General features: G+C 72.1%; 19 protein-coding genes. 9 read left to right on the forward strand and 10 right to left on the reverse strand.

The genetic code is table 11. The annotated features are described in order from the left end of the window. Positions 1 to 59 precede the first annotated feature (59 nt). From ACY34I_RS09250 to ACY34I_RS09270, 5 genes are all read right to left on the reverse strand, one after another. On the reverse strand, positions 60 to 401 hold the full coding sequence (locus ACY34I_RS09250; protein WP_148793260.1) for a DUF1416 domain-containing protein: 342 nt from the start codon (positions 399 to 401) through the stop codon (positions 60 to 62). A gap of 5 nt (positions 402 to 406) precedes the next feature. Beyond that, a complete protein-coding gene (locus ACY34I_RS09255; protein ID WP_462754191.1) occupies positions 407 to 1,255 on the reverse strand; it encodes a sulfurtransferase in 849 nt (282 codons plus the stop codon). Positions 1,256 to 1,458: 203 nt separating this feature from the next. Then, positions 1,459 to 1,536, reverse strand: a complete 78-nt coding sequence (locus ACY34I_RS09260; protein WP_311202345.1) for an Ms5788A family Cys-rich leader peptide — start codon at positions 1,534 to 1,536, stop codon at positions 1,459 to 1,461. Between the two features lie 122 nt (positions 1,537 to 1,658). Beyond that, positions 1,659 to 2,444: an LmeA family phospholipid-binding protein gene (locus ACY34I_RS09265; RefSeq protein WP_462754192.1), complete on the reverse strand. Its 786-nt coding sequence runs from the start codon at positions 2,442 to 2,444 to the stop codon at positions 1,659 to 1,661. Positions 2,445 to 2,541: 97 nt separating this feature from the next. Next, the gene (locus ACY34I_RS09270; protein WP_148793257.1) at positions 2,542 to 3,588 is read right to left on the reverse strand and encodes a hypothetical protein; all 1,047 of its coding nucleotides are present in this window, start codon (positions 3,586 to 3,588) and stop codon (positions 2,542 to 2,544) included. A gap of 252 nt (positions 3,589 to 3,840) precedes the next feature. Here ACY34I_RS09270 and ACY34I_RS09275 point away from each other — a divergent pair, with 252 nt between their 5' ends. The 7 genes from ACY34I_RS09275 to pstB all read left to right on the forward strand — a co-directional run bounded on the left by ACY34I_RS09275 (position 3,841) and on the right by pstB (position 11,029). Next, positions 3,841 to 4,554, forward strand: a complete 714-nt coding sequence (locus tag ACY34I_RS09275) for a winged helix-turn-helix transcriptional regulator (RefSeq protein WP_148793256.1) — start codon at positions 3,841 to 3,843, stop codon at positions 4,552 to 4,554. A 171-nt stretch (positions 4,555 to 4,725) separates the two neighbouring features. Further along, a complete protein-coding gene (locus ACY34I_RS09280; RefSeq protein WP_462754193.1) occupies positions 4,726 to 5,571 on the forward strand; it encodes a polysaccharide deacetylase family protein in 846 nt (281 codons plus the stop codon). Positions 5,572 to 5,681: 110 nt separating this feature from the next. Beyond that, positions 5,682 to 6,608: a mycothiol synthase gene (gene mshD / locus ACY34I_RS09285; RefSeq protein ID WP_462754194.1), complete on the forward strand. Its 927-nt coding sequence runs from the start codon at positions 5,682 to 5,684 to the stop codon at positions 6,606 to 6,608. Between the two features lie 305 nt (positions 6,609 to 6,913). After that, positions 6,914 to 8,017 carry a phosphate ABC transporter substrate-binding protein PstS gene (gene pstS, locus ACY34I_RS09290; protein WP_462754195.1) on the forward strand — a complete coding sequence of 368 codons (1,104 nt, stop codon included), beginning with the start codon at positions 6,914 to 6,916 and terminating at the stop codon, positions 8,015 to 8,017. Between the two features lie 44 nt (positions 8,018 to 8,061). After that, complete coding sequence (pstC, locus tag ACY34I_RS09295) at positions 8,062 to 9,147, forward strand: phosphate ABC transporter permease subunit PstC (protein ID WP_462754196.1); 1,086 nt, start codon at positions 8,062 to 8,064, stop codon at positions 9,145 to 9,147. Continuing rightward, positions 9,144 to 10,232, forward strand: coding sequence for a phosphate ABC transporter permease PstA (pstA, locus tag ACY34I_RS09300; protein WP_462754197.1), 1,089 nt, complete (start codon positions 9,144 to 9,146; stop codon positions 10,230 to 10,232). The genes pstC and pstA overlap by 4 nt, the downstream gene beginning before the upstream one ends. 20 nt (positions 10,233 to 10,252) lie before the next feature. After that, complete coding sequence (gene pstB / locus ACY34I_RS09305; protein ID WP_148793250.1) at positions 10,253 to 11,029, forward strand: phosphate ABC transporter ATP-binding protein PstB; 777 nt, start codon at positions 10,253 to 10,255, stop codon at positions 11,027 to 11,029. A gap of 61 nt (positions 11,030 to 11,090) precedes the next feature. Here pstB and ACY34I_RS09310 read toward each other — a convergent pair whose 3' ends face one another. Beyond that, entirely contained in the window at positions 11,091 to 11,918 is an 828-nt protein-coding gene (locus ACY34I_RS09310) for an NUDIX hydrolase (protein ID WP_462754198.1), read from the reverse strand. Positions 11,919 to 11,990: 72 nt separating this feature from the next. Between ACY34I_RS09310 and ACY34I_RS09315 the strand changes: the two genes are divergently transcribed. Then, on the forward strand, positions 11,991 to 12,959 hold the full coding sequence (locus tag ACY34I_RS09315) for a Gfo/Idh/MocA family protein (RefSeq protein ID WP_462754199.1): 969 nt from the start codon (positions 11,991 to 11,993) through the stop codon (positions 12,957 to 12,959). Positions 12,960 to 13,001: 42 nt separating this feature from the next. On the opposite strand, the gene ACY34I_RS09320 is transcribed toward ACY34I_RS09315, so the two are convergent. From ACY34I_RS09320 to ACY34I_RS09330, 3 genes are all read right to left on the reverse strand, one after another. Next, complete coding sequence (locus ACY34I_RS09320) at positions 13,002 to 14,006, reverse strand: inorganic phosphate transporter (RefSeq protein WP_148793248.1); 1,005 nt, start codon at positions 14,004 to 14,006, stop codon at positions 13,002 to 13,004. A 4-nt stretch (positions 14,007 to 14,010) separates the two neighbouring features. Next, positions 14,011 to 14,637, reverse strand: a complete 627-nt coding sequence (locus ACY34I_RS09325) for a DUF47 domain-containing protein (RefSeq protein ID WP_148793247.1) — start codon at positions 14,635 to 14,637, stop codon at positions 14,011 to 14,013. 120 nt (positions 14,638 to 14,757) lie between these two features. Continuing rightward, positions 14,758 to 15,753, reverse strand: coding sequence for a PPK2 family polyphosphate kinase (locus ACY34I_RS09330; RefSeq protein WP_462754200.1), 996 nt, complete (start codon positions 15,751 to 15,753; stop codon positions 14,758 to 14,760). A gap of 176 nt (positions 15,754 to 15,929) precedes the next feature. Between ACY34I_RS09330 and sigJ the strand changes: the two genes are divergently transcribed. Continuing rightward, a complete protein-coding gene (gene sigJ, locus ACY34I_RS09335) occupies positions 15,930 to 16,886 on the forward strand; it encodes an RNA polymerase sigma factor SigJ (protein ID WP_462754201.1) in 957 nt (318 codons plus the stop codon). Positions 16,887 to 16,893: 7 nt separating this feature from the next. On the opposite strand, the gene ACY34I_RS09340 is transcribed toward sigJ, so the two are convergent. Beyond that, the gene (locus ACY34I_RS09340) at positions 16,894 to 17,400 is read right to left on the reverse strand and encodes a DUF402 domain-containing protein (RefSeq protein ID WP_462754202.1); all 507 of its coding nucleotides are present in this window, start codon (positions 17,398 to 17,400) and stop codon (positions 16,894 to 16,896) included. Between the last annotated feature and the right edge of the window lie 62 nt (positions 17,401 to 17,462).

Here is a 17,462-nt window from a genome sequence, read left to right on the forward strand (position 1 = left end):
GCGGCCCGCCGCCCTGGGGGGGGGTAGGGCGACGGGCCACGGGTCGGTCAGAGCGTGGGTCAGGCGGCGACCGTCACGGCCACCTCGTTGATCCCGCGAGCGGCGGTGACGGCGGTGTCGCCGTTGCCGTGCCGGGAGAGCGCCCGCAGGGTCCAGTTGCCCGGCGCGGCGAAGAACCGGAACTGGCCGGCCGGGGAGGTCACCACCTCGGCGGTGAACTCGCCGGTCGAGTCGAGCAGCCGGACGTACGCGCCCGGCACGACCTCGCCGGACTCGGCCTTGACCAGGCCGGTGATGACGGTCTCCTTCTCCAGGTCCAGGCTGGCCGGCAGCGGCGCGGCCTGGTCGGGAGCGGCGCAACCGGCGGCGGTGGCAGCCGTTGCCGCAGTGGAAGCAGTCATGGTGATCAGGCCTCCCCCGGCTCGTCGCCGAGCGCAACCGGCACGCCGACCAGCGAGCCGTACTCGGTCCACGAGCCGTCGTAGTTCTTCACGTTCCGGTGGCCGAGCAGCTCCTGGAGCACGAACCAGGTGTGCGAGGAGCGCTCGCCGATCCGGCAGTAGGCGATCGTCTCCTTGCTGTCGTCCAGCCCGGCGTCCGCGTAGATCCTGCGCAGCTCGTCGTCGGACTTGAAGGTGCCGTCCTCGTTGGCCGCCTTGGACCACGGGACGCTGATCGCGGTCGGCACGTGGCCGGCCCGCTGGGCCTGCTCCTGCGGCAGGTGGGCGGGGGCGAGCAGCCGGCCCGCGTACTCGTCGGGGCTGCGCACGTCGACCAGGTTTTTGGTGCCGATCGCGGCGACCACCTCGTCGCGGAAGGCGCGGATCGAGGTGTCCGGCTCGCTCGCGACGTACTGCGTCCGCGGGCGCTCCACCCGGTCGGTGACCAGCGGGCGGGCGTCCAGCTCCCACTTCTTACGACCGCCGTCGAGCAGCTTCACGTCACGGTGACCGTAGAGCTTGAAGTACCAGTACGCGTACGCGGCGAACCAGTTGTTGTTGCCGCCGTAGAGGACGACGACGTCGTCGTTGCCGATGCCCCGGTCCGAGAGCAGCGCCTCGAACTGGGTCTTGTTGACGAAGTCCCGGCGCACCGGGTCCTGGAGGTCGGTCCTCCAGTCGAGCTTGACGGCGCCGGAGATGTGGCCGGTGTCGTAGGCCGACGTGTCCTCGTCGACCTCGACGAAGACGACGCCCGGGGCGTCGATGTTCTTCTCGGCCCACTCGGCCGAGACGAGTGCGGTGTCGCGACTCATCAGATCACTCCCTGGTGAGGACGGATGGTGAGCCTGCGCGCGGAGATCGAAGTCGGTAGTTGTCGCACCACGCGCGGGACCCAGAGCTAGGAACGGATCACGGGTACGTGCGACGGCGCCGCTGCCGGGCGATCAAGGGAAACCGGAGGGTACGCGGACCCTGCGTGCCGGTGGCCGCTAGGCGGCCGAGGACAGCCCCGCCGTCAGATGACGGGGCGACACAGGCAGGTGGCCACGCGGCACAGGTCGACCGCGCGCCGTTTGGTGAGGAGCGTCCCCATGGGGAGGGACACTACCAGCCGCTCCGGCCGGCGCCACCGGTCCGACCAGCATCCGGGACACGGCACCAGCCCGGACAACGCCGACGGCCCGACCGGTGGTCGGGCCGTGAGCAGGGATTCCGTCAGCTGGCGGAGTTGATCGGCACGTTCTTCGCGTCGGCGGTGACCACCAGGCCCTCCGGCTTCGGTTCCACCTTCCGGACGGCGAGCTGGAACGGCAACTCGGGCAGGGGCACGTTGATCGAGATGCTCCGGGCGTAGTTGGCCAGCAGCGCCTTGGCCATGGGCAGGTTCGGCAGACCCTCGGCGGTCAGGTCGTTGAACCGCAGCGCCACCTTGCCGCCGGCGACCGTCAGGTCGGCGGTGCCGTGGACGGTGAGCTTGACGCCGAGGATGTCCGCCGGAGCGGTGACCGTGAGCTTGCCGTCCCGCTCGCCGAGGGTGAGCCCCGGCCGGTCGAGCATCTTCGCCAGGCTGTCGTAGCTGATGGTGGCGCGACCGTCGACGCTCTCGGCGACCACGTCACCCTGGCCGGACCGGAGGGTGTCCAGCGACGCCCGCACGTTGCGGGCGTCCACGTCGAGCCGCGGCACACTGACCGCGTCGCCCTGCACGGAGCCCGTCACGTCGGTCAGCACGATCGAGATGTGCTGGTACTTTCCGGCGACCACCTGGGTGAGGAACGGGAAGCCGGCCACGTCGACCTTGGGCGGCGCGGACTGCACGTCCTGCTTGGCGACCTCCTGCCGCACCTGGTCGGCGATGGCGCGCTCGGCCACCCCGGCGGCCACCCGGTCGGCGACCACCAGCAGCCCGGCCAGGACCAGCAGCAGGACGACGAAGCCGATCAGCACCTTCCGGCCCCGTCGTCGGGGCCGGTCCTCGTACGCCGGGTACGCCTCTGCCACGCCGCCTCCTGTCCTCGCTGCCGGTCGCGAGATCCGCGCTGTCGTCCTCTCGGGGCGCAACGGTACTTACCCGAGGCGTGAAATCCCCAACCGCAGCTCAGAGGAAGAGCACGCACATGGCGTACGCGGCCGGCGCGGCGAGCGCGAAGCCGCCCAGTGGCCCCTGCATGTGCCGGGCGATCCACATGGTGGGCGGCTCGCCGGCCATCAGCCGGCCCGCCTCGGCGTATCCGACGGCGAGGTCGGCCAGCACGGCGGTGGCCGCCGTGACCAGCCCGACCAGGGCGGCGCTGGTCGGGGTGAAGCCGACCAGGTAGCTACCGAACACGGCGCTGGTCAGGGTGCCGAGCATGGCGCCCACGACCACGCCGGCGGCCCCCCGGGGCACCTGCGGGGCGAGCCGGGGCCAGGGCGCCACCGCGTCGGTCAGCCGGGCCACCAGGAGCGCGACACCGGTGGCGGTGAGGCAGACGGTGATCGCCTGGGTCCCCTTCGGGATCCGGCTGAGCACGATCAGGCTGGCGAACGCGACCACGCCCACCACGATCAGCAGGGTGCTGCCGAGCGAGTCGGTCACCCGGACCCGGTCCACCCGGCGGACGAGCTGGCCGAGCACGCCGAGCACGAAGCCAGCGGCCGCGGCGTACCCGAGCGGGGCCAGGCCGGCGATCTCCGACTGCACCGCGGCGGCGTCGGCGATCGCGGCCACCCCGGCGCTGACCAACGCGACCACCAGCAGCGCCGGCGGGCGCATGGCCATCGTCCAGGCGAGCACGAAGAGCAGTTGGACGCCGAAGACGATGAACGCGAAGGGCAGCCGGTGCCCCGGGCCGGCGGTCTGCGCGCCGAGTACCAGGCCGACGCCGAGCAGCGCGGCGAAGCCCGCGACGGTCAGCGCCAGTGGTCGGCGTACCGGGACCGGGGGCACCTCCTCCACGGCCTCGTCGGCGGACTCGGGGTCCGGGCGTCGCCCCGGGCCGCCCTTGCGGAGCCGGCGCGGGCCCGTCCGTTCGGTCCGCTCCTCGCCGTCCGTCGGACCGGTGCGCGGACCCGGCGGATAGCCACGGGACGGGCCGGCCGGCCCCGGACGCGCGTCGTCGGCCCACGGGTCGCGGCCCGTGTCGGGCGAGGTGGAGGGAAACACGCCCCGATCGTGCCAGACCCGGCGGCTCCGGCGGAGGTCACGGTTTCGGCAACGTTAAAACCCGGGCCGCGATCGAGGGCAGATCGGGCAAACGGGAAATCGTACGGAAGCCGGATCCGGTCGATCCGTTACGCTCAAGCCGTTAGTCGCCCGTCAGCGACGCCGGGTCCCACGCAAGTTCGCAGTGCCACCCCGCCCGGGAGTGTCGCTGGTCGCGCGCGGCCGAGGCCGCCGGGGGACGGAGGTGATCGTGTGGAGATCCTGCTGCTGGTGACCGCCCGCGCGGGGGAACCATCGGCGGTGCTGCCGGCGCTCGACCTGCTGCCGCACTCGGTCCGCACCGCGCCGCGCGACGTCCGCACGCTGGTGTCCGGCCCGACCCCGGACGCCGTCCTGGTGGACGCCCGCTCCGAGCTGAGCGAGGCCCGCGCGACCTGCCGGATGCTGCACGCCACCGGGCTGGGGGTGCCGCTGGTCGCCGTGGTCACCGAGGCCGGCCTGATCGCGCTGAACGCCGACTGGGGCGTGGACGACGTCATCCTGGCCGGGGCGGGACCGGCCGAGGTGGAGGCGCGGCTGCGGCTCGCGGTCGGCCGGCTCAGCAACGCGACGGCCGGCGCCGGCGGCTCGATCCGGGCCGGCGAGCTCACCATCGACCCGGATACCTATGCGGCCAAGCTCAAGGGCCGCCCGCTCGACCTCACCTACAAGGAGTTCGAGCTGCTGAAGTTCCTCGCCCAGCACCCGGGCCGGGTGTTCACCCGCGACCAGTTGCTCCGCGAGGTCTGGGGCTACGACTACTTCGGCGGCACCCGGACGGTCGACGTGCACGTCCGGCGGCTGCGCGCCAAGCTCGGCTCGGAGTACGAGTCGATGATCGGCACCGTGCGCCAGGTGGGCTACAAGTTCGTTGTGCCGCCGTCGCGCTCGCTGCCGGAGTCGGAGACCGCGCCCCTGCCGGTCTGACCGAAAACCTCTTCTGTTCCCTCTTTCGTGAAGCTTCCTCCCTTCTGACCCTTTTGCCCTCTTGGCCGGGATTATCCTGAGTCAAATTCGGACAAAGGGGGCGGCAGTGCGTACGGGGATCAGGGAGAAGAGCACAGGCCGACACGGCGAGCCCGACGGGCGGTGCCGGTGATGTCGGCCAAGACACTACGCCGGATCGCGACCGTGGCCCTGGTGCTGGCGGCGCTGCTCGGCTCGTCGTTCGCGATCGGCCACAGTCTGATGGCCCAGCTGGCACCCCCGCCCACCGGGGCGACCGCCAACGTCAACAGCACGCACTACGCCGACCAGCCACCCCCCACCAGCCCCTCCGCCTCGCCGTCCGCCAGCCCGAGCCCGTCCAAGCGGGACCGCCAGCCGCAGGGTGACCCGGACGGGCCGTTCGGCGCCATGGTCACCACCGGGTCGTCCCGGGTGGCGCTGACCTTCGACGACGGGCCCGACCCGCAGTACACCCCGCAGGTGCTCGCCCTGCTCAAGGAGTACCGGGTGAAGGCCACCTTCTGCGTGGTGGGGGAGAACGCGGAGAGCAACCCGGACCTGGTCCGGGCGATCGTGTCCGAGGGGCACACCCTCTGCAACCACTCCTGGAACCACGACGTGAGCCTGGGCGACCAGTCGCCGGGGACGATCCGGGACGATCTGCTGCGGACCGACGCGGCGATCCGGGCGGCGGCGCCGAACGCGCGGGTCGCGTACTACCGGCAGCCCGGTGGGGCCTGGACGTCCCAGGTCGTGTCGGTCGCCGAGGAGTTGGGCATGGTCCCGCTGCACTGGGCGGTGGACCCGGTGGACTGGTCGATGCCCGGCGCGGCGCAGATCACCGATACGGTGCTGACCCAGACCGCCCCCGGCTCGATCGTGCTGATGCACGACGCCGGCGGCGACCGGTCGGGCACGGTCGAGGCGTTGCAGTACCTGCTGCCCGAGCTGCTGCGCCGGTTCCAGCTGGAGGCGCTGCCCACCGGCACCACGTGACGACCACCACGGGCCAGCGCGGGCGTCGGGCCGGATCGGCGGCCCGCCGCCCGCTACGGTGACGGGATGAGCGAGCGGCAGCAAGCGAATCGTCAAAACGGTGCGGCGGCATGAGCAGCACCGAGCCGACCGCCGACCGGGTCGTCCGCGCCGACCGGCTGGCGCCGGTCGAGGTGTCCGAGGTGCTGGCGCTGGCCCGCGTCGCCGGAGACGCCGACGGCGCCGACCCGCTCGACGAGCACGTGCTGCTGCGGCTGCGGGAGCCGGAGGCGGCCGCCGTGCACCTCACCGCCCGGGCCACCGACAACACCCTCACCGGGTACGCCCACCTGGACACCACCGACCCGGCGAACGGCATCGGGGTGGAGATGGTGGTGCATCCGACGTACCGCCGGCGTGGCACCGGACGGGCGCTGGCCCGGGGCGTGCTGGCCGCGGCGTCCGGGCCGCTGCGCGCCTGGGCGCACGGCGACCACCCGTCGGCCGCGGCGCTCGCGGTCGACCTGGGCTTCGCCCGCGCCCGGGTGCTCTGGCAGCTGCGCCGCCCGCTGACCGCGGCCCTGCCCGAGCCGGCGCTGCCGGACGGGGTCGAGCTGCGCGCCTTCCGTCCGAGCGAGGACGACGAGGCGTGGCTGACGCTCAACAACGCCGCCTTCGCCGCGCACCCGGAGCAGGGCCGGTGGACCCTGGCCGACCTGCGGGTACGCCTCGCCGAGCCGTGGTTCGACCCGGCCGGTTTCCTGCTCGCCGTGGAGTCGTCCACCGGCCGGCTGCTCGGCTTCCACTGGACCAAGGTGCACGAGCGGCCCGGCTCGACCCCGATCGGCGAGGTCTACGTGCTCGGCGTGTCCCCGACCGCGCATCGGGGCGGGCTCGGCCGGGCGCTCACCACCGCCGGGCTGGCGTATCTGCGGGACCGGCGCGGGCTGGACCGGGTGATGCTCTACGTCGACGAGTCGAACACCGGGGCGGTCGCGCTCTACGAGCGGCTCGGCTTCGCCCGCTGGTCCGCGCACGTCAACTACCAGCTCGGCTGACCCCGTCGCCGACGTCGACAGGACCGGACAGCACGCATCACGGGACCGTCACGGTGACGTTCCGGGGCGATCCCGTGCCGCCCGACGTATGGCGATAAAGGGGACACCTCCCCGCCAGTTCATGTAATGGACAACACACACTCAGCTGGCCGTCGTTCCACGGAGCGAGCCTGTTCATCTTCCGTTCACTTCTGACCGGCGAACCGTCTACCTGGCACTTCTAGCTTCATCTTCAGCCGGTCAGCGCCGGCACCCGGCCTCCCGGACCGGGCGACCTGACAAAGACGTGAAGGGAAACCCCTCAGGTGAAGCTGCAGCGCCACGGCGCCATCGCCTGCCTCGCTCTCACCGCGGTGCTCGGTCTCAGCGCCTGCGGTTCGGACAACAACGAGCCGAGCGGCGCCTCCGCCTCCGGCTCCGCCGCCGCCGCCGACTGCGCCACGGGCACGCTGAACGCGCAGGGTTCCTCCGCGCAGAAGAACGCGATGGCCGAGTGGATCAAGGCGTACCAGCAGAAGTGCGCGGGCACCACGATCAACTACGAGCCCAGCGGTTCGGGCGCCGGCATCCAGGCCTTCATCGCCGGCACCGCCGACTTCGCCGGTTCGGACTCCGCCCTGAAGCCGGAGGAGCAGCCGCAGGCGGACGCCAAGTGCGCCGGCGGCCAGGCCCTCAACCTGCCGATGGTGATCGGCCCGGTGGCCGTCGTCTACAACGTCAACGGCGTGGACAACCTCCAGCTCAAGCCGGCCACCCTGGCGCAGATCTTCGCCGGCAAGGTGACCAAGTGGGACGACCCGGCGATCAAGGCCGACAACCCGGACGCCAAGCTGCCGTCGACCGCGATCCAGGCGGTGCACCGCTCCGACGAGTCGGGCACCACCGACAACTTCACCAAGTACCTCTCCAAGACCGCCGAGGCGGACTGGACCTTCGGCAACGCCAAGGCCTGGAAGGCTCCGGGCGGCGTCGGCGCGGCCAAGTCCGACGGTGTGGCCAGCAAGGTCAAGAGCACCGAGGGCACCATCAGCTACGTCGAGTGGTCGTACGCCGAGAACTCCGGCCTGAAGAAGACCAAGGTCCAGAACGGTGCCGGCGAGTGGGCCGAGCTGACCGCCGAGTCGGCCGGCAAGGCGATCGCCGGGGCCAAGATCGAGGGCCAGGGCAACGACCTGAAGATGTCGATCGACTACAACACCAAGGAGGCCGGGGCGTACCCGATCGTCCTGGTGACCTACGAGATCGTCTGCAGCAAGGGCCTGGCGGCCGACAAGCTGCCGCTGGTCAAGGGCCTGCTGACCCACGCGGCCAGCGCCGAGGGCCAGCAGGACCTGGTCGAGCTGGGCTACGCCCCGCTGCCGGACTCGGTCCGCACCAAGGTCGAGACCGCGGTCAAGAGCCTCGCCTGACGCACCGGCCCACACCACCTTCTCAATGCGAAGCGAGCGAGCAGATGGGTGACACCCCTCAGCGCTCGGCGCACGCCGGCACCGGCGGGACCCGCGTGGCCACGAGCCACGAGTGGCCCGCCGGTGCCTCGGCGCGTGTGGCCGAGACCTCCGGCAACCCTGGTAACCGCGAACCCGGCCTGGGCGGTGGCGGGGCCCTGCCCCGGGCCCGGGCCTTCGGCGCGGAACGGGCGTTCCGTGGCCTTACCCTGGCCGCCGGCACCGCCGTCCTGGTCGTCATCGCGGCGATCGCGATCTTCCTGATCGCGAAGGCCGTGCCGGCGCTGCGGGCGAACACCGAGTCCTTCTGGACCTTCGAGGGCTGGTTCCCGAACGAGAACCCGCCGAAGTTCGGCATCGGGGCGCTCGCCTTCGGCACCGTGCTCACCGCGCTGCTCGCTCTGCTCATGGCGGTGCCGGTCGCGATGGGCATCGCCCTCTACCTGTCGCACTACGCCCCCCGCCGGTTGGGCAACGGCCTCGGCTTCCTGATCGACCTGCTGGCCGCCGTGCCCAGCGTGGTCTTCGGGCTCTGGGGCCGGGACTACTTCGCCCAGCCGATCGCCGACCTGTCGACCTGGCTCAACCGCTACTTCGGCTGGATCCCGATCTTCGGCGAGGGTCCGTATGGGAACTCGATCCTGCTCGGCTCGGTGGTGCTGGCGATCATGGTGCTGCCGATCATCACCTCGCTGTCCCGCGAGGTGTTCCGGCAGACGCCGACGGCCAACGAGGAGGCCGCCCTCGCCCTGGGCGCCACCCGCTGGGAGATGATCCGGACCGCCGTCCTCCCGTACGGCCGGCCGGGCGTGATCGCCGCGGTGATGCTCGGCCTGGGCCGCGCGCTCGGCGAGACCATCGCCCTGGCGCTGACCCTCGGCTCCACGTACGCCATCTCGTTCAACATCCTGCAGAGCGGCGGCAACTCGATCGCGGCGAACATCGCGAACCGGTTCGCCGAGGCGAACGACACCGGTCGGGGGGCCCTGATCGCCTCCGGCCTGGTGCTCTTCGCGATCACGCTGATCGTCAACATCACCGCCCGCGCGATCATCTACCGCCGCCGCGAGTTCACGGAGTCGGCCGCATGACCACCACCGTCACCTCCCACCGCCCGCAGCCCCCGGCCCAGCCGGTCACGCTGCGGGCCAAGCGGCTTCCGGCGTACGCCGCGCCCGCCATCGCCGTCGTGGCCCTGCTGGTCGCCGCCGGGATCGTGTACGGCGCCGGCATCGGCGGCCCGGTCCTGGTCGTGGTCCTCGGCGCGCTGCTCTACCTGGCCGGCCTCTACGCCGCCGCGAACGCGGTGGAGGGCCACCGGTCCGCCCGCAACCGAACCTGGAGCGCGCTGATCCACTCCGCCTTCGTGCTGGCGGTGCTGCCGCTGGCCTCGGTGGTCTGGACCCTGGTCAGCAAGGGCGCCGAGCGGCTGGACGGCAACTTCTTCCTCACCTCGATGAACAACATCGGCGCCCGGGACGCGAACGGCGGCGCCTACCACGCCATCGTCGGGACCCTGGAGCAGGTCGGCATCGCCACCCTGATCACCGTCCCGCTCGGCGTGCTCTGCGCCATCTACGTCGTCGAGTACGGCCGGGGCCGGTTCGCCTTCACGATCCGCTTCTTCGTGGACGTCATGACCGGCATCCCGTCGATCGTCACCGGCCTGTTCGTGCTGGCCTTCTGGGTGCTGATCGTCTCGCCGTTCTTCAACGACGGCCGGCCGGGCTTCTCCGGCTTCGCCGCCGCCCTGGCACTGAGCGTGCTCATGCTGCCCACCGTGGTCCGGTCCAGCGAGGAGATGCTCCGCCTCGTCCCGGCCCCGCTGCGGGAGGGCGCGTACGCCCTCGGCGTGCCGAAGTGGAAGACCATCCTGCGGGTCGTGCTGCCGACCGCGCTGCCCGGCATCGTCACCGGCATCATGCTCGCCATCGCGCGGGCCGCCGGCGAGACCGCGCCGGTGCTGCTCGTCGCCGGTGGCGGCGCGGCGATCAACTTCAACCCGTTCGAGAACAACCAGTCGTCGCTGGCCCTCTTCGTCTACCAGCAGGCCGGCGAGGCCTCGAAGTACTCGCCGGCGCGGGCGTGGACCGCGGCGCTGACCCTGGTCGCCCTCGTCCTCATCCTGACCGTCGCGGCGAAGTTGCTGGCCCGTCGCAACCGGCTCGGCCGATGAACCCCGGAGGTACCACCACCATGGCCAAGCGCATCGAAGCCACCAACGTCACCGCCTACTACGGCGCCTTCAAGGCGATCGAGAACATCAACCTGACCGTCGAGCCGAAGACGGTGACGGCCCTGATCGGACCCTCGGGCTGCGGCAAGTCCACCTTCCTCCGGTCGATCAACCGGATGCACGAGGTGCTGCCGGGCGCCCGGGTCGAGGGCAGCCTGACCATCGACAACCAGGACATCTACGACCGGGACGTCGACGTCACCGCGGTCCGCCGGATGATCGGCATGGTCTTCCAGCGGCCCAACCCGTTCCCCACCATGAGCATCTTCGAGAACGTGGTGGCCGGGCTGCGGCTCAACGGGGTGAAGAAGAAGTCGATCCTGGAGGAGGCGGCCGAGAAGGCCCTCCGGTCGGCGAACCTCTGGGACGAGGTGAAGGACCGGCTCGGCAAGCCGGGCGCCGGCCTCTCCGGCGGCCAGCAGCAGCGGCTCTGCATCGCCCGCACGATCGCGGTCGAGCCGCAGGTGGTGCTGATGGACGAGCCCTGCTCGGCGCTCGACCCGATCTCCACGCTGGCCATCGAGGACCTGATGTTCCAGCTCAAGGACAAGTTCACCATCATCATCGTCACGCACAACATGCAGCAGGCCGCCCGGGTGTCGGACCGGACCGCCTTCTTCTCCATCGAGAAGACCGGTGACCCGGGCCGGCTGATCGAGTACGACAACACCCAGAAGATCTTCAGCAACCCGAGCGTGAAGAAGACCGAGGACTACATCACCGGCCGCTTCGGCTGAGCCACTGATCCCGGTCCGCGAGGGGCGTCGGTCGATCTCGACCGGCGCCCCTCGGCCCGGGTCAGTCGAGGAGGAAGCGGGGCTCGCCGTTCGCGGGGAGGTCGAGGCGCGGGGTGACGGGGGTGGCGGCGTCGCGGGTCGCCGCGGCCCGGGCCACGCCGGCCAGGTCACCCGCGGCGGCGACCTGATTCAGGGTGACCAGGGTGGGCGGCAGCATGTTCAGCTCGCCGGCCTCCGCCCGGGCCAGGGCCTCCGCCGGGCGGATCCACATGGTGTGGTCGGCCTCGCCGGAGACGTCCCGGGTCCGCTGCCCCTCGGGCAGCAGGGCCACGAAGAAGTACGTGTCGAACCGGCGCGGCTCGAACTCCGGGGTGATCCAGCGGCTCCACGGCAGCAGCAGGTCGGACCGGAGGGTGAGCCGCCGGCCGGCCAGCAGGTCGGCGAAGCCGGATCGGCGGGACACCAGGTCCTGCCGGGCCGCCTCCCAGTCGTCCCCGCTCACGTCGCCCACCACGGTCGCCGCGTCCGGGCCGGCCAGCAGCACGCCCGCCTCCTCGAAGACCTCCCGGGCGGCGGCGCAGACAACCGCCTGGGCGGCGTCCGGGCCGAGGCCGAGCCGGCCACCCCACGCGGCCGGCTCCGGGCCGGCCCAGTCCAGGTGCGCCTGCGAGTCGGAGCGGTCCACCCCGCCGCCGGGGAACGCGTACACGCCGCCGAAGGCCATCGCGGCGACCCGGCGGATGACGTACACCTCGAAGTCGGCGCCGGCGGGGCGGAGCAGCAGCACGGTGGCCGCGACCCGGGGCACGGCCGGGACGCCGCCCTCGGCGTGGAACCGTCGGGCGTGCTCCACCAGGGCGGGGGGTGCGGCGAAACCGTGGGTGGTCATCCTGCGAGCCTAGTTCCCGACCAGTGGATCAACGCTCCGGCGATCCGGCGGACCGGGATAGCGTGCCGTCTCATGACGCGTTGGGGAATCCTGGCCACCGGGCTGATCGCCGGCCGTTTCGCCGCGGACCTGCGGCTGGTGCCGGGGGCGGAGCTGGTGGCGGTCGGCTCGCGTACCCGGGAGAGCGCCGAGCTGTTCGCCGCCCGGCACGACGTGCCCCGGGCGTACGCCTCGTGGGCGGAACTGGCCGCGGACCCGGACCTGGACGTCATCTACGTGGCCACCCCGCACGCCGCCCACCACGAGGCCGCCATGACCTGCCTGGCGGGTGACAAGGCCGTGCTGGTGGAGAAGCCGTGCACCCTCGACCTGGCGACCAGCACCGAGCTGGTCGAGACGGCGCGCGCCCGCAGCCGCTTCCTCATGGAGGCCATGTGGATGCGGACCAACCCGCTGCTCCTGCGGGTGGTTGAGCTGATCGCGGAGGGGGCGATCGGCGAGGTGACCCACGTACGGGCGGACTTCGGGGTGGCCGGGCCGTTCCCGGCCGGGCATCGGATGCGGGCCCGGACGCTCGGCGGCGGCGCCCTGCTCGACCTCGGGGTCTATCCGGTGAGCCTGGCCCACCTGCTGCTCGGCGCACCACGGCACGTGCAGGCGTGGGCCCGGCTGAGCCCGGAGGGCGTGGACGAGAACACCGGCATGGTGCTCGGCTGGGACTCCGGCGCGGTGGCGACCCTGAGCTGCGGGATGGTGGGCGCCACCGCGATCACCGCGTCGATCACCGGCACCCGCGGCCGGATCGACCTGCCCGAGCCGTTCTACCGGCCGGGCGCGGCGGTGCTGCACCGGCGCGGCGCCGAGCCGGAGACCGTCGCGGCGGAGCTGACCGGCGGCGGCTACCAGTACGAGGCCGCCGAGGTGCAGCGCTGCCTGGCGGCCGGGCTGATCGAGAGCCCGCTGGTGCCGCACGCCGCCACCCTGGAGGTGATGGCCCTGCTGGACGACATCCGGGCCCGGATCGGCGTCTCGTACGCGTGAGGGCCCCCGGCCGGGCGGCCGGGAGCCCTCCCGACGTCGGTCTCAGAACAGCGGACGGACCAGCAGGTACGCCAGGCAGGCGATGGCCGCCGCCGCCGGGAACGTGATGATCCAGGCGACCACGATGTTGCCGGCCACGTTCCAGCGCACCGCGGAGAGGCGCTTGGTCGCGCCCACGCCCATGATCGCCGAGGTGATGGTGTGGGTGGTGGAGATCGGGGCCTTCAGCACCAGGGCGTTGAAGTAGAGCACGGCACTGGCCACGGTCTCGGCGGCGAAGCCCTCCGGCGGGCCCAGGTCAATGATCTTGCGGCCCAAAGTCCGGATGATCCGCCAGCCACCCGCGTAGGTGCCGGCCGCCAGCATGGCCGCCGAGGTCCAGAACACCCACTGCGGGATGTGGGTCTTGTCGGACTGGTAGCCACCCGTGTAGAGGGCCAGCACGATGATGCCCATGGTCTTGGCGGCGTCCTGCATGCCGTGACCGACCGACATGGCGGCGGCCGAGGCGGTCTGCGCCCAGCGGAAGCCCCGGTTCAGCTTGCCCGGCTGCCCCTTCCGGAAGAGCCAGAGGATCGCCAGCATCACCAGGAAGCCGAGGATCAGGCCGACCACCGGCGAGAGCACCATCGGGATGATGACCTTGTCGATGATGTTGCCCCACTGCACGACGCCGTCCGCGGCGAAGAGGGTCGCCCCGACCAGGCCGCCGAAGAGGGCGTGCGAGGAGGACGACGGCAGGCCGAAGTACCAGGTGATCAGGTTCCAGGCGATCGCGCCGAGCACGCCGGCGAAGACCACCCCGAGGCTGGCCACCCCGGTGGGCAGGGTGACCAGGCCGTCGCCGACCGTCTTGGCCACCCCGGCGCCGAAGTGCGCGCCGACGAAGTTGCCGACGGCGGCCAGCGCGAGGGCGACCCGGGGGGTCAGCGCCCGGGTGGAGACGCTGGTGGCGATCGCGTTGGCCGCGTCATGGAAGCCGTTCGTGTAGTCGAACGCCATGGCGACCACGATCACCGCCAGCACGGCGATGAGTTCGGGAGTCACGGGCTCAGGACTCCTTGACCGCGATGGTCTCGACGGTGTTGGCCACGTGCTCGAAGGCGTCGCAGGCGGCCTCCAGCTCGTCGGCCACCTCCTTCATCTTCAGCACGGTCAGCGCGTCGTACTCGCCGGAGAAGAGGCGGACGAGCAGCATCCGGTACGCCTGGTCACCGTCGTTCTCGAGCCGGTTGCACTCGATCCAGTAGTCCTCGAGGTTCTTCATCGACCGCAGCTGCGGCATGGCGTCGGCGGTCAGCTTGGCCTGCTGGTCCAGCACGTTCACCAGCTCGTGCAGCTCGCGCGGCAGCGCGGGGAGCTTGGTCAGGCCGTACAGGTAGAGCAGGTTGCCGACCGCCTCCAGGTGGTCCATCACGTCGTCGAGCAGCGAGCCCAGCCGGTAGATGTCCTCGCGGTCGAACGGCGTGATGAAGGTGGAGTTGATCTTCTTGAACAGGTCGTGGGTGATCTGGTCGCTGTCGTGCTCGACCTCGGTCAGCCGCTCGCTGACCGACTGCACGTCAACGCCGGGCAGCGCCAACTCGTTGAGGAGCTCGGTACCCCGCACCAGGTTCTGCGCGGCCCTGGTGAAGAGCTCGTAGAAGGCGCCCTCGGTGGGACGGAAGGAAAACTTCACAGCACGGACCTCGTCGTGTCGGTGGAAGGGTGGCCGTCGCCCCGCGGGGCGTCCGCTCTGCGCATGCTAGGTACCCGGCGTAACCGGGCATCCGTCGGCCCACCCCTGGTCAGGGGCGATTCACCACTCGTTCACCTGCCGTTCACCTTGATCTTCTCGCCCCTCACCCCGCAACCGCTCGCGCTCCCGCTCGACGTCGAAATCGGCGGGCGGATACCCCAGATCCAGCCCGTCGAACGTTTCCCGGAGCAGGTGGGCCACCGCCCAGTCGCGGTACCACTTCCGGTCCGCCGGCACCACGAACCAGGGCGCGGCGTCCGTGCCGCACCGGCGGAGCGCCTCGGCGTACGCGGCCTGGTAGCCGTCCCAGCGGGCGCGGGTGTCGAGATCGCTCGGGTTGTACTTCCAGTACTTCGTCGGGTCGGTGAGCCGCTCCAACAGCCGCTCGCCCTGCTCGGCGTACGAGATGTGCAGCATCACCTTCAGCAGGGTGACCGAGTTCTCGGTCAGCTCCCGCTCGAAGGCGTTGATCGCGTCGTAGCGGCCCCGCCAGGTGGCCTCGTCGACCAGCGACTCCACCCGGGCGATCAGCACGTCCTCGTAGTGCGAGCGGTTGAAGATCCCGACGTACCCGGGCGGCGGCAGGGCCCGGCGGATCCGCCACAGGAAGTCGTGCCGCCGCTCCTCCTCCGTCGGCGGCCCGAACGAGCGGATGTGCAGGCCCAGCGGGTTCATCGCGCCGGCCACCCGCTTGATCGTGCCGTCCTTGCCGCCGCAGTCCATGGCCTGGAGCACCAGCAGCACCCGGCGCGGGCGGTCGCCGGCCAGGTACGCGCCGGCCTGGGTCGGGGCGCTGGTCGGCGTCTCCGGACCGGCGGCGGCCTTCGCCCCGGCGTACAACATCTCCTGCTGGCGGCCGAGCGCCACGCCGAGCAGCTCGACCTGCCCGCGCGCCCACTCCTTGCGCCGGCTGCCGCTCCCGGCCGCCACGGGCAGCCCCGGCGTCGACCGGGGATCGATGCCCGCGAGGTCCACGGCCCGGCCGCCCGGCGCCACCCGCAGCAGCTCCCGCATCGCGCCGCCCTCGGGCCGCACCACCTCATCGACTCCGCTCATCCCCCGATCCTCACCCACCGCGCCCACCCCCGCCTCCCGAGCGCGCCCCGCCCCAAGATCCACACCCTGCGCTGATCGTTAACCTGACGGCGGAACGTGGCGACGTGTCACGTTTGGGGGCGGCGGATCGTCCAGAGGTACGGGGAGAATGTGTCTCCGGCGGGAGGGAGCGGACCGTGACGGACCTGGCCACGGAGTTCGAGGCGGAGCGTGGCCATCTCATGGCGGTCGCGCACCGGATGCTGGGCAGCCGGAGCGAGGCCGAGGACGCCGTGCAGGAGACCTGGCTGCGGTACGCGGGCGCGCTCGCCGACCCCGCCGCCCGCGCCCAGATCCGGGAGCTGCGGGCCTGGCTGACCACCACCTGCTCGCGCATCTGCCTGGACGTGCTCCGCTCCGCCCGGGTACGCCGCGAGGCGTACCCCGGTCAGTGGTTGCCGGAGCCGGTGGTGACCGACCTGCCCGCGGCGGACGGGTTCGCCCCCGACCCCGCGGAGCGGGCGGTCCGCGCCGACCAGCTCGGCACCGCGCTGCTGGTGGTGCTGGAACGGCTGAGCCCGGAGCAGCGGGTGGCGTTCGTGCTGCATGACGTCTTCGCTGTGCCGTTCGCCACGGTCGCGGAGGTGCTCGGCACCACCCCGGTCGCGGCCCGGCAGCTCGCCTCCCGGGCCCGCCGGGCGGTGACCGCGCCGGACGTCCCGCGGCACACCGCCGACCTGGCCGAGCAGCAGCGGGTGCTCGCCGCGTTCACCGCCGCCGTGGAGTCCGGCGAGCTGGAGCGGCTGGTCAAGGTGCTCGCCCCGGACGTGGTGCTGATCGGCGACAGCGGCGGGCACTTCCCGGCGGCCCGCCGGCCGGTGGTCGGGGCCGAGGCGGTGGCCCGCTTCATCCTCGGGCTCTTCGGCCAGGCCGCCCGGTACGCCGGTCGGGTCCTGGCCCGGCCCGTGCTGGTGGACGGCACGCTGGGCTGGCACGCGGAGACGGCGTACCGGGACGGGCGGACGATCCGCATGGTCACCTCGTTCGCGGTGCACGAGGGCCGGGTCACCGGCGTCTACAACCAGCTCAACCCGGAGAAGGTGACCCAGCTGCCGGCGGTGGGGACGCAGGCGGGCTGGCCGCCGCACGGGTGAGGCCGGCTCAGACCACCAGGGCCAGCCACTTCCGGTACGACGTGGCGAACGGCTCGGTGCCGTCGCCGAGCGCGCCGAACAGCCAGCGGGCCGCCGCCTCGGCCTCGACGACCACGTCGTCCGGGTAGCCGAAGCGCTCCCGGTGCTCGGCGAACTCGTCCTCGTCGCGCAGCTCGACGACGCCGGTCTCACGGCGGCGCACCACGTCCAGGTCGAGGTCGATCAGGTGGACCGTGTCCTCGCCCTCCCAGTGAGCCGGGGTGGTGATGTCGCAGTAGACCTCGCTGGTCCGCGGCGGCGGGTTGAACATCCCGGTCCACCAGTTGTGCCGGGGCACCAGCAGGACGAACGGGATCTGCTCGACCGACGGCCGGCCGTGGTAGACCGATTCGGTGCCGGCCGGCACGCCGAGCCAGACGCCGAGGTCGTCCTCGGCGAGCCGGCGGGCCGGGTAGTCGCGGTGGGCGCTGCCGTCGTACTTGCGGTAGATCACGCGGACCACGTCGCTCGGCATGACTGGCACCCTAACCGATTCCGGCCACGCGACGCGATCGGCAGGTAACCGGACGCGACCCC

The organism is Micromonospora sp. RTBAU3-60 (assembly GCF_054963695.1).

What these genes read in the sequence shown, in the direction of transcription:
- ACY34I_RS09250 (WP_148793260.1), bottom strand. Translation starts at nt 401, where the DNA reads ATGACTGCTTCCACTGCGGCAACGGCTGCCACCGCCGCCGGTTGCGCC.
- ACY34I_RS09255 (WP_462754191.1), bottom strand. Translation starts at nt 1,255, where the DNA reads ATGAGTCGCGACACCGCACTCGTCTCGGCCGAGTGGGCCGAGAAGAAC.
- ACY34I_RS09260 (WP_311202345.1), bottom strand. Translation starts at nt 1,536, where the DNA reads ATGGGGACGCTCCTCACCAAACGGCGCGCGGTCGACCTGTGCCGCGTG.
- ACY34I_RS09280 (WP_462754193.1), top strand. Translation starts at nt 4,726, where the DNA reads ATGTCGGCCAAGACACTACGCCGGATCGCGACCGTGGCCCTGGTGCTG.
- mshD (WP_462754194.1), top strand. Translation starts at nt 5,682, where the DNA reads ATGAGCAGCACCGAGCCGACCGCCGACCGGGTCGTCCGCGCCGACCGG.
- pstC (WP_462754196.1), top strand. Translation starts at nt 8,062, where the DNA reads ATGGGTGACACCCCTCAGCGCTCGGCGCACGCCGGCACCGGCGGGACC.
- pstA (WP_462754197.1), top strand. Translation starts at nt 9,144, where the DNA reads ATGACCACCACCGTCACCTCCCACCGCCCGCAGCCCCCGGCCCAGCCG.
- pstB (WP_148793250.1), top strand. Translation starts at nt 10,253, where the DNA reads ATGGCCAAGCGCATCGAAGCCACCAACGTCACCGCCTACTACGGCGCC.
- ACY34I_RS09310 (WP_462754198.1), bottom strand. Translation starts at nt 11,918, where the DNA reads ATGACCACCCACGGTTTCGCCGCACCCCCCGCCCTGGTGGAGCACGCC.
- ACY34I_RS09315 (WP_462754199.1), top strand. Translation starts at nt 11,991, where the DNA reads ATGACGCGTTGGGGAATCCTGGCCACCGGGCTGATCGCCGGCCGTTTC.
- ACY34I_RS09330 (WP_462754200.1), bottom strand. Translation starts at nt 15,753, where the DNA reads ATGAGCGGAGTCGATGAGGTGGTGCGGCCCGAGGGCGGCGCGATGCGG.
- ACY34I_RS09340 (WP_462754202.1), bottom strand. Translation starts at nt 17,400, where the DNA reads ATGCCGAGCGACGTGGTCCGCGTGATCTACCGCAAGTACGACGGCAGC.